12 protein-coding genes are annotated in these 14,614 nt (G+C 41.3%); 8 read left to right on the plus strand and 4 right to left on the minus strand.

Annotated features, from left to right (window positions below; all coding sequences use genetic code 11):
* Window positions 1-46 precede the first annotated feature (46 nt).
* From NMG48_RS18990 to NMG48_RS19015, 6 genes are all read left to right on the plus strand, one after another.
* On the plus strand, window positions 47-787 hold the full coding sequence (locus NMG48_RS18990) for a DUF4337 domain-containing protein (RefSeq protein ID WP_271252986.1): 741 nt from the start codon (window positions 47-49) through the stop codon (window positions 785-787).
* A gap of 37 nt (window positions 788-824) precedes the next feature.
* Window positions 825-1,028: a DUF751 family protein gene (locus NMG48_RS18995; protein ID WP_271252987.1), complete on the plus strand. Its 204-nt coding sequence runs from the start codon at window positions 825-827 to the stop codon at window positions 1,026-1,028.
* 134 nt (window positions 1,029-1,162) lie between these two features.
* Window positions 1,163-1,456, plus strand: a complete 294-nt coding sequence (locus NMG48_RS19000; protein WP_271252988.1) for a DUF6464 family protein — start codon at window positions 1,163-1,165, stop codon at window positions 1,454-1,456.
* A 94-nt stretch (window positions 1,457-1,550) separates the two neighbouring features.
* Window positions 1,551-1,934: a 30S ribosome-binding factor RbfA gene (gene rbfA / locus NMG48_RS19005; RefSeq protein ID WP_126386687.1), complete on the plus strand. Its 384-nt coding sequence runs from the start codon at window positions 1,551-1,553 to the stop codon at window positions 1,932-1,934.
* Window positions 1,927-2,562 (plus strand): MotA/TolQ/ExbB proton channel family protein, encoded by a 636-nt coding sequence (locus tag NMG48_RS19010; RefSeq protein ID WP_271252989.1) that lies wholly within the window; start codon window positions 1,927-1,929, stop codon window positions 2,560-2,562. Before rbfA ends, NMG48_RS19010 begins: the two co-directional genes overlap by 8 nt.
* 378 nt (window positions 2,563-2,940) lie before the next feature.
* The gene (locus tag NMG48_RS19015; RefSeq protein WP_271252990.1) at window positions 2,941-3,615 is read left to right on the plus strand and encodes a hypothetical protein; all 675 of its coding nucleotides are present in this window, start codon (window positions 2,941-2,943) and stop codon (window positions 3,613-3,615) included.
* Window positions 3,616-3,720: 105 nt separating this feature from the next.
* Here NMG48_RS19015 and NMG48_RS19020 read toward each other — a convergent pair whose 3' ends face one another.
* Window positions 3,721-3,876, minus strand: a complete 156-nt coding sequence (locus NMG48_RS19020) for a hypothetical protein (protein ID WP_271252991.1) — start codon at window positions 3,874-3,876, stop codon at window positions 3,721-3,723.
* Window positions 3,877-4,266: 390 nt separating this feature from the next.
* Between NMG48_RS19020 and NMG48_RS19025 the strand changes: the two genes are divergently transcribed.
* Entirely contained in the window at window positions 4,267-5,718 is a 1,452-nt protein-coding gene (locus NMG48_RS19025; RefSeq protein WP_271252992.1) for a WGR domain-containing protein, read from the plus strand.
* 21 nt (window positions 5,719-5,739) lie between these two features.
* Window positions 5,740-7,779: a DNA alkylation repair protein gene (locus tag NMG48_RS19030; protein WP_271252993.1), complete on the plus strand. Its 2,040-nt coding sequence runs from the start codon at window positions 5,740-5,742 to the stop codon at window positions 7,777-7,779.
* On the opposite strand, the gene NMG48_RS19035 is transcribed toward NMG48_RS19030, so the two are convergent.
* The 3 genes from NMG48_RS19035 to NMG48_RS19045 are packed head-to-tail and all read right to left on the minus strand — an operon-like array spanning window position 7,776 to window position 14,525.
* On the minus strand, window positions 7,776-8,237 hold the full coding sequence (locus NMG48_RS19035; protein ID WP_271252994.1) for a chemotaxis protein CheW: 462 nt from the start codon (window positions 8,235-8,237) through the stop codon (window positions 7,776-7,778). The two genes, NMG48_RS19030 and NMG48_RS19035, sit on opposite strands and share 4 nt — an antisense overlap.
* Window positions 8,238-8,297: 60 nt before the next feature.
* Window positions 8,298-11,906 (minus strand): hybrid sensor histidine kinase/response regulator, encoded by a 3,609-nt coding sequence (locus NMG48_RS19040; protein WP_271252995.1) that lies wholly within the window; start codon window positions 11,904-11,906, stop codon window positions 8,298-8,300.
* Between the two features lie 18 nt (window positions 11,907-11,924).
* A complete protein-coding gene (locus tag NMG48_RS19045; RefSeq protein WP_271252996.1) occupies window positions 11,925-14,525 on the minus strand; it encodes a methyl-accepting chemotaxis protein in 2,601 nt (866 codons plus the stop codon).
* Window positions 14,526-14,614 lie beyond the last annotated feature (89 nt).

A 14,614-nucleotide genomic window follows, 5' to 3' on the forward strand; every position in this document is an offset into this window, starting at 1 on the left:
GTCTAAATTTAACAAATATTTTTATAGGAGAATATAGCCAAAAGTTATGGAAATATCTGATCTTTCTGAAGTTATTGAAGAAAACAATGATGAAGAGGAGCATAAAGCATCTGAAGATCATGGCAAATCCCCAAAGTCAGATGATCCTCATAAAAAAGAAGCAAAACCCAAAAAGAGTCAACTCAATAACTATGTCGCAATTACCGTAGTGGTGTTTGTCACCTTTATGGGGATCTGCAAAGTTAAGAGCGATAATGTGGTGCAGGCTATGCAAAAGGCTCAGGCCGATCGTATTGATACATGGTCTTTTTATCAAGCACGCAATATTCGCGCAGAGGTGGCTAAATCCACGGTTGCTCAATTACAACTGCAAGCTTTAGCTCAACAACAGCCTAAAGTTCGTGCTGAGTATGAAAAAGAGATTGCTAAGTACTCGGCGATCGCGACCAAGCAGGACAAAGAAAAGGACACATTGCAACAACAAGCTCAGGACGCAGAAAAACTATATGAGCAATTGAATGTTCATGATGACCAGTTTGACCTGTCTGAGGCTGCCTTTGCCCTTGCGATCGCGATGTTGGCAATGACCTCTCTCACCCAAAAGAATTGGCTCTATGGTGCTGCGATGGTTCCTGCTGCCTTTGGTTTGTTTATGGGACTCGCAGGTTTGCTTAACTGGGATTATCATCCAGATGCGATGACCAAGCTTTTATCAAATAATGCGATTCACCAACCCTATAAGCAGGCTTCCAAAATTAATAACAACATTTCCTATCGCCTACATTAATTCTAAAATTCTAAGTAGCTATTTAAGTAAGTAATCTATGAAAAACTTTATCCTCAATCTACTCCGCTATCCCAAATTCTTAGCTCTCATCACTGGCGGAGTTCTGTCCATCGTCATTGCACCGATCATCCCTTTGTTCAAAAAACCTGTAACGGCGATCGCTATGCTTACTGCCCTAGTTAGTGGATTTATTGGCGTATCCCTAGTATTAAGAGCTATGCTAGGACTAGACATTGCCTAGTGATGTGTTTTTAATGTGTTTTTACTTTGCCTAATAGTAAAGTAAAAACTTGACTCAGGCTAGGTTTTAGAACTAGGGTCAATGCGCGAATTTACAGCAGATTGAAATATCAATGTGTTGGACATGTAGTCAATATGTTAGACATCGTCATCATTTTATTTCTCGGTATAGCGCCGCCAATCCTATCTCTATGGATGCTGCATCGCGCTCAAGTTAGTTATCAGCAAACTACTAATAGGCAAATTCCTCGCATTTCCCAAGCCCCAAGCCTCAAAGCGTTACCTCCCGCCGATATGACTTGCATTGAGGGATATGGCTATGTGATCGGCAAAGTTAGCTGTAAATACAATGCGCGATCGCCTTATATTCGCTGTACCGTTAACCCTAGTGGACCTTGTCAAGATTGTCGGCATTACGAAAGCCTGTAGGGTTAAAAGTTTTAATTTTGTTTAATTTCATCTTAGGCAAAATTAAAACTGAATTCTAAGCAAAAAATCAAATTTACCGTGTAAAAGTAAAAATATGGCTACTACAAGACGAGTTGCTCGTGTCGCCGAATTAATTAAACGAGAAGTCAGCAATATGTTGCTGAAAGATATTAAAGACGATCGCGTAGGTATGGGCATGGTTAGCGTTACCGATGCGGAACTATCGGGCGATTTGCAACATGTGAAAATATTTGTCAGCATCTACGGTACTGAGGAGGCTCGTCAGCAAACGATGGAAGCTCTAGCCTCGGCGACAGGCTACATCAAACGCGAAGTCGGACAAAGATTAGCATTACGCCGTGTTCCTGAGGTGGTCTTCCATGAGGATCGTTCCTTTGAACGTGGGGTCAAGGTTCTATCGCTGATTAATCAACTTAGCCGCGAGCGTGAAGAGAAGGAGTCAAATTCTAGTGATTGAGTTATTTAAGGCAGGTGGGATCGTCATGTACCCACTTGCGGCTCTATCAATATTTGCCTTTGCGGGGATCATGGAACGTCTAATTTTTTGGTTTGGCATCCTGAGGCTGGAGAAACAAACTGGAGAAAATATTTTGGCGATCGCGCGTCAAGATTTAAAATTAGCGGCTCAATTAGCTGAAAACTCGCTTAAGGTTCCCGTTGGACGCTTTCTCTATGCTCCTTTAGCCCTAGAAGATCCTGATCCTGAATTGTTTCGCTTAGCCCTTGAAAGCTCTGCTGATGAGGAGCTAGCAGGAATGCTCAAGGGTGAACAGCTCCTAGAGGCGGCGATTACTCTTGCACCTTTGTTAGGTCTGTTAGGAACGGTGACAGGATTAATCATCTCTTTTGGTTCTCTCAAAATTGGTGATGTTGCGGCAAATGCAAAGTCGGGATCGCTGACTCAAGGTATCGGAGAGGCTTTAATTACAACTGCGACAGGTTTAATCATTGCAATTTTCACCTCTGCATTTCACCGTCTATTTCTAGCCTTTCAAGATCAGCAAGCCAAGCTATTTATGAAGTTCGGCAATCAACTAGAGCTAATCTATCGACAACATTGGCAACAAAATAAATCTCATTCATAAAAAAGGGTTCGCAATGCGAACCCTTTTTTATAAGCATAAAATAAATGAACATATTTAACCCAAGTTGCTACCTATTCATTTAAGACTAAAGTTAAAATAAAAAATGCTAGATTTTTATATAAAAATAGCGTCATTTTGGACTTAGCGAGGCTGTTTTTAACTTGTTTTGAGCCGATTTTTAATAGGTAGCAACTTGGGTTATTTATGAGTATATGTTCATTTTTGAGATTGAGAGTGTTAAATCCCATTTATCTTGTCTATAAATTATTTAGAAATATGTATTGTTGCTCCATAAATAAGGCTTTAAGCATTGACAGTTGGTCACACAAATGAGAATATTAAGTGGGCTAGCGAAGCAACTATATATGTATTTCTTATATGGATATCAGTCCTCTTTCTTTTATCTTTATCTTAACTAAAGATGCTCTCGAAATTCTAAATAAGCTTGGCATAGATACTTCCAAAGCATTTAGGGGAAAAATTACTAGCGAAAAGATCAATCTGCAAGAATTAAGCACAATCCTAATAAAAGAAGGAAAGCCTCTTGATGAGATAATATTGCTACTAAATGATAAAAGAAATGGAATCCTGAATGAGATATCGGAACTAAGTAAAAAAATCATTGAAATCAATAGTCAAATTGGATACATCAATGACGGAATTGATAGGCTAAAAGAAACAAGTGAGAAAGAAGGTAGATATCCAGAATTTATACAATGGATAGACCAACACACGCTAGAACTGTCAAATAGAGCTTACAATTCATCATTTAGTCAAAATGACAGAAATAGACACCAGCCAGAAGAGAAAGAAGCTTATATATGGTGCATTAAGTCTTGCATCGAACTTACACGAGATAAATTATTTAGTAAAAAAGCTTCAGATGGCTCTGTTCTACCGATAAGAATGATAAGTGAGAAGATAAAGTTTCCTAGATCGGCATATCTTAAATCAATAGAACTCATTAAGAAAGAAGTAGATAAAAATGGTTCTAAGATTCCAGTTAGTGAATTTAAAAAACTTCTAGATAATATAATTCAAAGAATTGTTTAAAAAATTTAGTAATTCTCAAGGCTTTGTTTGTGTAGCAATCATATTTCATTTATGAGGTTAAATGGTTTGAAATAATGCGCTTTAAAGAGAGCGTAATATGGACATCTAACCATTTAGAGTTGCTATATGTTGTTCCAGAACATCAATTGCCTCTTTTAGTTTTTCAGCTTGTAATGTCTTTTCTTTACCATCCAGTTTTAAGCTGATTAATTTTGCCTCAAGGTCTAGCTTTTGTTGACGAAGTTTAGATACATCTGGCATAAATTTGATGTTTTTAGATTAACTTAGTTAAAAACTAAGTTAATCTTATGATTTACAACAAGAGCCAAAAGTACTAGGTTCTTACTAAATTTTGGGATATCCAGCAAAACAAATCTTATAAATCTTAGTATTACATACAGATTTATAAAATCTAATAGTCTATGCATCCTATTATTTTATGTTTATCCTGCAAATATATGTTCATAATGACATCTAAATATGGTGGATTGAGGACTTTAACATAGAATAAATTTATTGAAGAAAATTTTATGTAAGTATAATCATTCGCTTAACTTGCAAACCTTCTGAAGATTTGTAATACAAATACTTTTGCGGTTGATTGATCAGGCAGACTAACTATTACATCGTGAAATTACAGAGTGGGACGGTATGGATGCAAATATTCCAGACAACATCACCTATCTGGAACTGTCAGAAGGCGATCAGGGCGCACATAAGTTTTATGAAGTTATTGTTGAAGGCGTAGAAGTCAAGATTCGCTATGGCAGGATTGGCGATAAAGGGCAGCAGCAAACTAAAGCCTATCCCACTGCCGAAAAAGCGCAGAAAGAAGCCGCCAAAAAAATCAATGAGAAAATCCATAAGGGCTATGCCCCTGCGGTCATGGGTGCACGTAAAAAGCGATCGCCTACCCTGCGATCCATTGAGAGTACTCCTGCCACCGTCACTAGTCGCGCCCCGATTTTATGGTCATTTCGTGCTAACTCAGCCGCCTTTGGGATTTTTATTGATCGCGATCGCTGCTGGTTAGGCAATCAAGCAGGACAGGTATTTAATCTCGACCATGAGGGAAAAGTAAATAACCAATACCAACTGCCCGACGGAGTAAAGTGCATTGTTGCCGATGATATGTGGATTTATGTGGGTTGTGATGATGGCAATGTCTATGATCTCAGTGGTAAATTTCCGCGACTCGCCTATGAAATTGACTCCCAGATTGATATTTACTGGCTCGATATTTGGGATGGCACATTAGCGGTTTCCGATGCCAATGGAGCGATCGTCAAAATCGAACCTACAGGCGAACAATGGACGCGCCTGAGTCAAGGGCAAGCGGGTTGGATGGTACGTTGCGATCGCCAAAATATCTATCATGGACATAGCGGCGGAGTTACGGCTTATGACTTACAAGCGGGACGACAACTATGGCATCAACCAACGGAGGGCATGGTTCTATTTGGTTGGCTAGATCATAGCGGAGTCTATGCAGGCACTTCTGCGAAGAGGCTCTATCGCATGGATACACAGGGTAATGTACAACAGATTTATAGCTGCGATGCCTCGGTCTATTGCTGTGCCACTTCGCCAAATGGGAAGTATGTCTTTGCAGGTGATAACTCCTCCGCAATCTACTGTTTTCAAGCATCGGGTAAGCGACTCTGGAAATTAGGCACAGGTTGTGGCTCAGCCCTATCCATGCAGTTTCTCGATGATCGGCTCTATCTGGTGACAACCGATGGCGTATTAGCCTGTATGGATGCTTCCCAAAATGCGATCGCTTCGGCTCAACAGGGACAAGTTCCTCAAGTGCGGCAAACAAACACGAGTAATCTTCCCCATGCAGTGGTCGTGAATACCCCCCTAGAAACCACTCGCATCGCCGATCATCAATCATCGCAAGGTGTAATTGTCGAATGTATTCGGAAAGGGAATGAACTCAAAATCCATGCTATTTCTGAAGGATATCATCCAGACTGGTTTGTGCAGTTTCCCCGTGACATTCGCGAGGAGGGAGCGAAATATTGGGTACAGGAATTAAGAGAAGCAGCAAGAGGTGGCTTCTATCGGGTCTATGGTGATATTAAGCGCTATGAAAGTTAACCACAATTGAGAGGTGCGCGTATGTCTTATTTCATCCATCGAGTTCCCAAGGCTCTAATTTTAGAATCAGTGGCTACGGGCGGATTAGCTGGTGTTATGTTCTGCCCACATCCTAACGAATCCCGTAGAGCCTTTGAATATGACTATGGTTCGACCGAAGGTCGAGATTCATTGGTGAATATTAAGGATTTTCCTGAATTAGACTATTTACAGTTTTATTGTATAGAAAGTCCCTCTAGCTACCATTACGATCGCTGCTTTAACGACGCAGATTGGCTACATATCCGCCCCTTATTTTATATCGAAGGGAAAGCAATCGGCTATAACACGAGGAGGGATAAACCACCCTTACCGAAAGCTCTAAATCCATTATGGGAATATACACCTCCCAATGAAAAGGGAAGTTGGAAAGTTGGTACATGGGCTTTATGGGCAGATGAGCAAGCGATCTGGACAGGAAACCGTGAGGGTTTAATTTTGACTTTTGCGCCCGATGGACAGATCCATAATCGTTGGCAACTGCCCAAGACGACACGCTGTCTGACGGGAAATTCACAGGGGATCTATGCTACCTGTGATGATGGCAATCTCTACAATCTGATTGGGAAGTTGCCCCAAGTTGTGTATAACTGTCGTTCCGAAGCGGTTTCTATTTGGTATGACTTTCTGATCTATGGACTAGATAGTTATGGCGATCGCTTACATATTAGCGATGTATATGGCAGAATTACGCAGCTTAATCATCAATTACAAGTGCAATGGCAACAACAGGTCGGCAGTGGACATTCTTGGTTCTTGCAGTCCGATGACTATGCTCTGTATCGAGGAAACCATCAGGGAGTCACCGCCTATGCGATCGCGACTGGTAAGTTGTTATGGACTTATGCCACTGCCTGCGTTTTATGTGGAGTTTTAACGGAAGATACGATCATTATCGGTACGGGCGATCACCATCTCTACGAATTACAAAAGTCGGGAGACATTAAGGCAAAAACGACAGAGATTAAATCTTTAGCACTATGTGACGGTGCGCCCTATGCCTGCACGCTCACGGATGATCAACAGACTATTTTTGTCGCCGATCATCAAGCCGATCTCTATGCCTTTAATCGCGCAGGTGAACGTTTATGGAAGTATCCCCTTAGTTGTGGTGTGGCTTTGGCAATGCGCTGTGTTGGCGATCGCCTCTATCTGACTACTACGGAGGGAACGATCGCCTGTTTTGATCTGATTGTAATTGCCAATCCTGCTCAACCAGTGACCATTACCAAGAAAACAATTCCTCCAATTGCCACCTCACCTGCATCTTCGCCATCACCTACGCCAAAATCCCCTAAACTCGCCGAACAACTAAATCTCGATCTGTCTACCTTGCAAGCAGAGTTACAAGCCCTTGCTAATCCTGCGAAAGCGATCGCACTGGCACGTTACTTCAAGACAGGCAAAGGGGAATATGGGGAAGGCGATCGCTTTTTAGGAATTACTGTGCCTGCCCAGCGTCAACTTGCTAAAAAATATCGTAATTTAGAGTTCAGTGAGATCGCCCAATTACTAGATGGTGAATGGCATGAAGAAAGGCTCACAGGTTTATTGATCCTCACCTACCAGTTACCCAAGGCGAATCCTGAAAAGCAACAAGCGATCGTTGACTTTTACCTTGCCCATACCAAGGCTGTGAATAATTGGGATCTTGTGGATATTAGCTGCCGTCCCATTTTAGGCAAATATCTTTTATCACGCGATCGCCAAATTCTCTATCAATTGGCACAATCTTCTAATCTGTGGGAACAACGTATTGCGATCGTCACTACAGGTGAATTGATTAAACATCAATCCTATGAAGATACTTTGGCGATCGCCCAAATATTACTAAATCATCCCCATGACCTCATTCATAAGGCAGTGGGCTGGATGCTGCGAGAAGTTGGCAAACAGGATCGACAGGTTTTAATCAACTTCCTAGATCAATATGCCCCACAGATGCCGAGGGTAATGTTGCGCTATGCGATCGAGCATTTCGATCAACCACAGCGACAGGACTATTTACAACGTAAAGCTTAGGTTCCAGCCATTTTGAGCAATAGTTCCGCATCTAATAAAAAGACCGTTTGCGGCTCTTCAAATTTTTTGATCGGTATCTGCATCATGTGGCTAGCAATACCTAACGTATCGCGATCGCGATAGTCGGCTGGGATTGGCTGCAAGCTACTTAGAGCCACATCCTGCACATTTGGCAAAGTTGCGATCGTAATGCCGTATAAACTGCGTATTCCCCCAAAAATCACCAAGAAGCCTTTGGCAATATTAGACTCTTGACCGTAAATTTTTTTATATAAATCGATGACGACGATCTCTTGCTCTTCATAGATAATTATGCCTAATAACTTATCACCACTACGATAGATTTTTGGCAAGGGAATAATCCGTATGACACTATCAATTCCCACTGCTAAATTGAGATCTCCCATCGAAAAGATGAGGAATTTAAGGGTTTCTTCTTTTTTCTGACTGATGAGCATAGTGTTTCCCAAATAGTTATTGAGTAAAGTGCGGGAAGTTACGAGATTTGGATTAAGTAATTAAAGCTTTGGTAAAAGATTTTGGATAGTCTTAATGAGTTCCTGTTCGAGATAGGGCTTAGTCAAATATCCTGAAGCCCCAAGCATCTGAGCAACTCCGCGATGCTTCGCACCACCACGGGAAGTGACCATTACAATCGGGAGATGGGCAAAACGACTCTCTTTGCGACAGGCAGTTAAAAACTCAAATCCATTCATATTGGGCATTTCTACATCGCATAGCACCGCTTGGATTTCTGTCGATCTAGAGAGTTGATCGATCGCTTCCCGTCCATCACATGCTTGAATGATTTGATATCCAAACTTTTCTAAAGTGAGATACAAAGCTTGGCGAGTGGTAAGGGAATCATCCACAATCAAGATAGTTTTCCTTTGGATTGGTTTAAGCTGAGGTGTTGTATTAATTGATTGATCGGCTATTGATTGATTGGATGCAGAAGTTAGATCGGAACTGGTTGATTTAGTTGGTTTAGATATTGTCTTTGACTGTTTATTAGAAAGCAAGGCGGTACTATCAATTACAGGTACGAGTGTGCCATCACCCAAAATCGTACAGCCATAAAGATATGGTGGCGGCGCGATCGCTCTACCAAAGGGCTTAATTGCTAATTCCTGTTCATTGAGTACGCGATCAATTGGTAGTGCAAATATTTCATCACCACTGGATAGCAATAACAATGTGATTTGCTCCTCATCTGTAAATGCTTCGGTACTTAATAGTTCGATTGAGCGTTTGGGTAGAGGATAACCATCTTCAAACATAGAAGTGGTATGTAGAGGTATTAGTCGATTCTCAAAACGGTAAAATTTTTCGCCTTGGATGTTTTGAATAGCATCGGCATCAACAGTATTGATCCCTAATAAAGTATCAATGGGAATCGCTAGCAAACGATCTTGAATACTGAAAATCAATAGCTTAGCAATACTAAGAGTCAAAGGAAGTTTAATGATAAAAGTAGTTCCTTGTCCCACTTCCGATTTAATCTCAATGGAACCCTTGAGACTGCGTACCTGCTCTTGCACCGTCGATAGCCCCATGCCTCGCCCTGAAAGCTCAGATACCACCTCAGCCGTAGAAAAACTTGGCTCAAATAAAAGTTGATAAACTTCTTCATTGGTAAGTTGATCGGCTTTTTCAGGCTTGAGTAAACCCACAGCGATCGCTTTCGATTTTACTTTTTCGAGATTAATCCCATGACCATCATCTTTAATTTCGATATAGGTTTGGTTGCCGCGATAGTAAGCCCGAATCTCAATGGAAGCAATTACAGATTTACCTCGTTCGAGACGCTCCTGGGTGGATTCTGTACCGTGGTCAAAGGCATTGCGTACCAGATGCACAAAGGGATCGTAAAGCTTCTCTAAGACGGACTTATCAACTAAAGTACCCGTGCCGAACATTTTGAGATTGACCTGCTTGTTGTACTTATTCGACATTTCCCGCACCATGCGCGGCAAGCTGGTGAGAATATCTCCCAAGGGCAACATCCGTGACCAGAGCAAGTCATACCTTACTTGTTTGAGAATTTGCTGTTTGCGCCGTTGTGTTTGATAGGTTTGCTGCATCAAAACTGTCATGTCACGCATCCCTTCATCCATTTGTGCAATCTCTTCGAGAGCTTCTTGAATGACACCATATAGACGATTATAAGAATCCATTTGTAATGGATCGAAGTCCGCCAATAGATTTGCAGTATTAGATAATGTTGCAGCTAGCTGAGGCTTGTTAAATAAATTGAACGATGATACGGGACTAAAATTTGGGGTTCTTACCTGCGATCGCTGAGCCTTGTCTAACCAAGTTTGCAGATTTTTAGAAAGATTTTCAAAACCTTTAAATTGCTTTTGCAGCCGTTCAATTTTGGCTTGCAATTGTTGATGATGTAAAATCGAAGCATTTTCTTGCGTTACCAGTTCACTAGAAAAATTGTTCAATCTTTCTAATCTAGAGAGATCAACTCTGACGGTTTCTGATATATAGGGAGCAGCTTTTTCTAAACCTTTAGCATTTTTCTGACTAGTAGTTGCCTTAGCGACATTTTTAGAATTAGCGATCGCAATTTTTGATTGAGCAATGGAACTTGCCGTACTAATTATTGGCGTTGGTGCTATTGGATTTTGAGTAATAGCATCTATTGCTAAATCGGCTAGATATTGATCGGATTTTGAAGGAGTTTCTCCCAATACGCCCTCTTGTTCTCCAAAAAAATCGGACAATTGAGCAACTTCAACAATATCATCAGATTTTGAAGGGATTTCTCCAGAAAAGCTCTCTTGCTCTCCAAAAAAATTATATAATTGAGGAACTTCAACAATATCATCAGCAATATCAAAGATATTTAGTTCAAGGTCATCATTTTTATCATCTAATCTTGCAGAGAAAACCTCAAAATTTTGATCAAGATTTTCCTCAAGATTTATATCTTCAAAATTTAAATCCTCAAGATTTAAATTTAAGCTATCAAAACTCTCAAACTCTTCTGTATCTGGGGTTTTATCACTGATTTCCGAATTGAGTTCTGGGGAAATTATCTCATCAAGAGAATCATCGCTAAGTTGTTCAAAATTTTGTAAATCTAGGTTTAAATCTGGAGAACTTAAATCTGGGGAATGGAGATTCTCTACTTCCAATAAACTAGCACTAGTATCCTCTAAATCTAGATTTGCTGAACTAAAAATATTTAGCTCTTGTTCTAAAGACTGAAACCATTGATCATCAGATTCTTCAATATCAAAAACTAGATCTAAATTGGGAGGATTATCATTAGGTTTAACAGCACTTTGCTGAGGTGGACTAGCTGGAGACTGGACAGTGGGAGATTGATTAGTTTGGGTAAGCGCAATTAACTCTGGGCTGGGCTGACCACCTTGAGCGCGATCGCCCGCTAAAACTTCAGCACGCGCCGCCACAAAATTAGCAATAGCGACCTTGCCTACTAAAATCGGATTATCGGGGTGACGCTCAAGAGCCTGTAAAGTTGCATGGGCAATCGCTTGAAATCCAGACAGATTCAATAATTCGCCAATTCCACTAAATACCTCAACCTGCGCTCGAATTTCTCCTTTAACAGGGACACCCTCTGGATTGTCAAGTACATTTTGTAAGCGGAGGATACCTTGTTGGACATCACCATCAAATACGATCTGGACAATATCTACACCCAGCTCAGCCGCCGTTGGTAATTCAGTATCTTCATCGGTATCACCTAAATAGAGCTTTAGGACTTCAAATATTGGTTCGGCGGTCTCGATTGCCGATGCTTCTTCATAATGCCCCGATTGCAACTGATCCATTAAAGGTAAACGCAAACAGTCATAGGCCTGCAAAAGCAAGCTCTCTAAGTCAGCATCAATCTCACCCTCAAAGCGATATAGCGATCGGAAGACATCCTCTAACTGATGGGCGATCGTTTTGATTCCTTCTAAATTCAAGCTGGCGGAACCACCCTTAATAGAGTGGGCAGCTCGCATAATCGCGTGAATATTGTTAGTGCTACGATCTTCTCGCAGGGAGAGTAAGCCAGTCTCAATTGTTTGCAAAAACTCAGGGGCTTCTTGCTTAAAAAACTGATAAGCCTGATCGTGAATTTCGGTTTCTGTACTATACATAGCTACTATCCTGCTGCTCTAGCTAACTTTAAACTGAGATACGCTGACTTGTAACTCCTGTGCAACCTTCAATAATTCACTGAAAGCTTCGTTGAGACTTTCAGTTTGATGAGAGTTGTTTGATGCAATTAAGGCAACATTCTGAATTGTGTGACTAACTTCTTCAGAGGTTTGGGCTTGAATTGCCGCCGATCGCGCAATTTCTTCCACAAGTTGGTTTACGCTCTGACTGGATGAAGAAATGTCAGTGAGTTTTTTCCGAGACTCTTCAACTAGCTGTGAACCATCGTTTACCTGCGTAGTCCCAATCTCCATCGCTTGAACGAGTTCATTGGTTTGGGCTTGAATTTCTTCGATTAACTGTCGAATTTCGGTGGTAGCTTTTGCCGATCGCTGTGCTAAGGCGCGTACTTCGTTAGCAACTACACTAAAGCCCTGACCTTCCTCACCCGCACGAGCAGCTTCAATGGAAGCGTTCAAGGCTAACATATTCGTCTGAGCAGCAAAACCACTAATCAGCTTGACCACCTTCGAGATCTTTTGGGAAGCTTCTCCTAAGAGTTTTACTTTCTCCGCAGTTTCCGATACCGTATCACGAATTGCCATAAACCCAGCAACAGTACTATTCATCGCCGCATCACCTTGGATCAAGGCTTCGTTTGCATAGTCCACTTGTTCTTTGGCTTGGGCTGCAAAAATTTCTACTCCCTCAATGGACTCGGTAAGTGTATGAATCCGCTCAAGGGTTTCAGTAATTGCTTGTAACTGTTGGTTAGCTCCAATAGATACACTTTGTACTGTTTGCTCATTTTCAGTAACAGTTTGCGATACAGACTGAGAAGCTTTTTGTACTTCTAGTACCAATTTGCGGAGGTTTCTAATTGTGGAGTTATAGGAGTCAGCAATTGTCCCAATTTCATCCTCAGTGACCTTCGCACGAATTGTTAAGTCACCACGACTGATCGGATCAACTTCGATTAGCAATTCGAGCGCTCGTTGTTGTAGAAATTCTTTAGCTTGGCGTTGTTCTTGAATCCGTAGCTCTGCTTCAGTTTGCGTAACTTCTTGCCTAGCTGCAGCAATGCGTTCTGCTTCTAGTTGTTTTTCGGCAATCAGCACTTCTAGCTGATCTGCCATGTTATTTAGCTCTTGAGACAATGTGCCAATTTCATCAAGGCGATCGCTATCGGTTAGACGTTCTCCCATTTCCCCTCGACCAATCTTTTGAGTAAATCCCGACAAACGTTGCAAGGGAGTAGCAAATGAAACGGCGATCGCAATCCCGATCGCACTAGCAATGACGATGGAAACTATGGCGATCAAATATCCAGTATTGGACAAACTTGATAATAGCTCTTGAACCTCTACTATGGGTAAACCAACATAGGCAATGCCAACGGGCTTAGAGTTAGGATCGAGCAATTTGCGATGGTCATATAGTGGTGCATAAAAGGTTAAGTAGTTGACACCCGTAATATTTGTTTCTCCCACATATTGCTGTCCTTGCTGAAGAACAACATCGGATACTTCACGGGCAGCACGAGTACCGATCGCTCTAGTTTTGTCTGGGCTTTTAGTATTTGGGTCAATGTAGGGGACGTTGGTACTAACTCGCCAATCTTGTGCAAAAACCGTTGCGGTGGGCATGTTGTACCGTTTAGAAAATTTATCAACAATGCCATAGTTGCGATTGAGTAAAGAACCCACCACCGCAGTGCCAACAACCCGACCCTTGACTTTAATCGGATACACTGCCATGCTCACTAGTCCCGATTTACCCTGTTCGATTTCATAGCTTCCTGTGGGGGCTGGCTGTTTAGATTCTTTTAATCCTTGGGTTATTTGAGGACGAATACCAATGTTTGCTTGCTTGTCTAAGCCTAAAGCTTGGAGATCCGATGCTTTTACTAACTCGATGCCGTACATCGGCTTACCTGTAGCGATCGCATTTTTGACAATGGACAGATTTGCCAAATTACTATTAGGTAATGCAGCCTGCTGTTTGTAAGACTGAGGAACTAATTCTTCTTTACTTTTATCGGCAAGTTGCGGAAACTTAGTAAAATCTTCATCAAGAACTAGCACATTCCCTTCAATACTTTTACCCGTATTGTCTGTAATCAGCTTGATATTTTTAATTGATTCTGGATCAACACCTTCACTATTAATCTGGAGTAAAGGTTGTAGAAGTGAACGTTTGGCAGCAAGTTCATTAGCATCGCTAACATTGAAATTTGCATCTTCTATAGATTTTGCGATCGCCTCTGCACCTTGTCTACTTTCGGAATTTGTCCACATCACATATTCCGACACAAAGAATGAACCCTTTTCCTGTACTGTCGTCTTTAAAGCCTTGAGTGAGGATTCTTCCGATGCTTTTACCAAGGTTTGGGTAACGATTAATACTGGAACACCTGAAGCCAGCAACAGTAAAATCGAAAGCTTCCATCGTACACTTACATTATTCCAAACTTGCAAGGGCAACTTCCAGAAAGGAACCTTTGGTTTTGATGGCGATGCGAATATTTCTGGCTCTAATTCAGAGACTGGTGTGAGACTTTCTAAGCTTTGTGCCGTATCCTCAGAAGGTGGAATCTCTGATTTATCTTTCAATAACATAATTTCTCCAAATAGTCATCAATTGACAGGAATTGATTTATAGAATTGATTTGTAGGGGCAGTCACAGGGGACTCCCCATTAATGATTA

The sequence above is a fragment of the Pseudanabaena sp. Chao 1811 genome (assembly GCF_027942295.1).
Classification (GTDB): Bacteria; Cyanobacteriota; Cyanobacteriia; order Pseudanabaenales; family Pseudanabaenaceae; genus Pseudanabaena.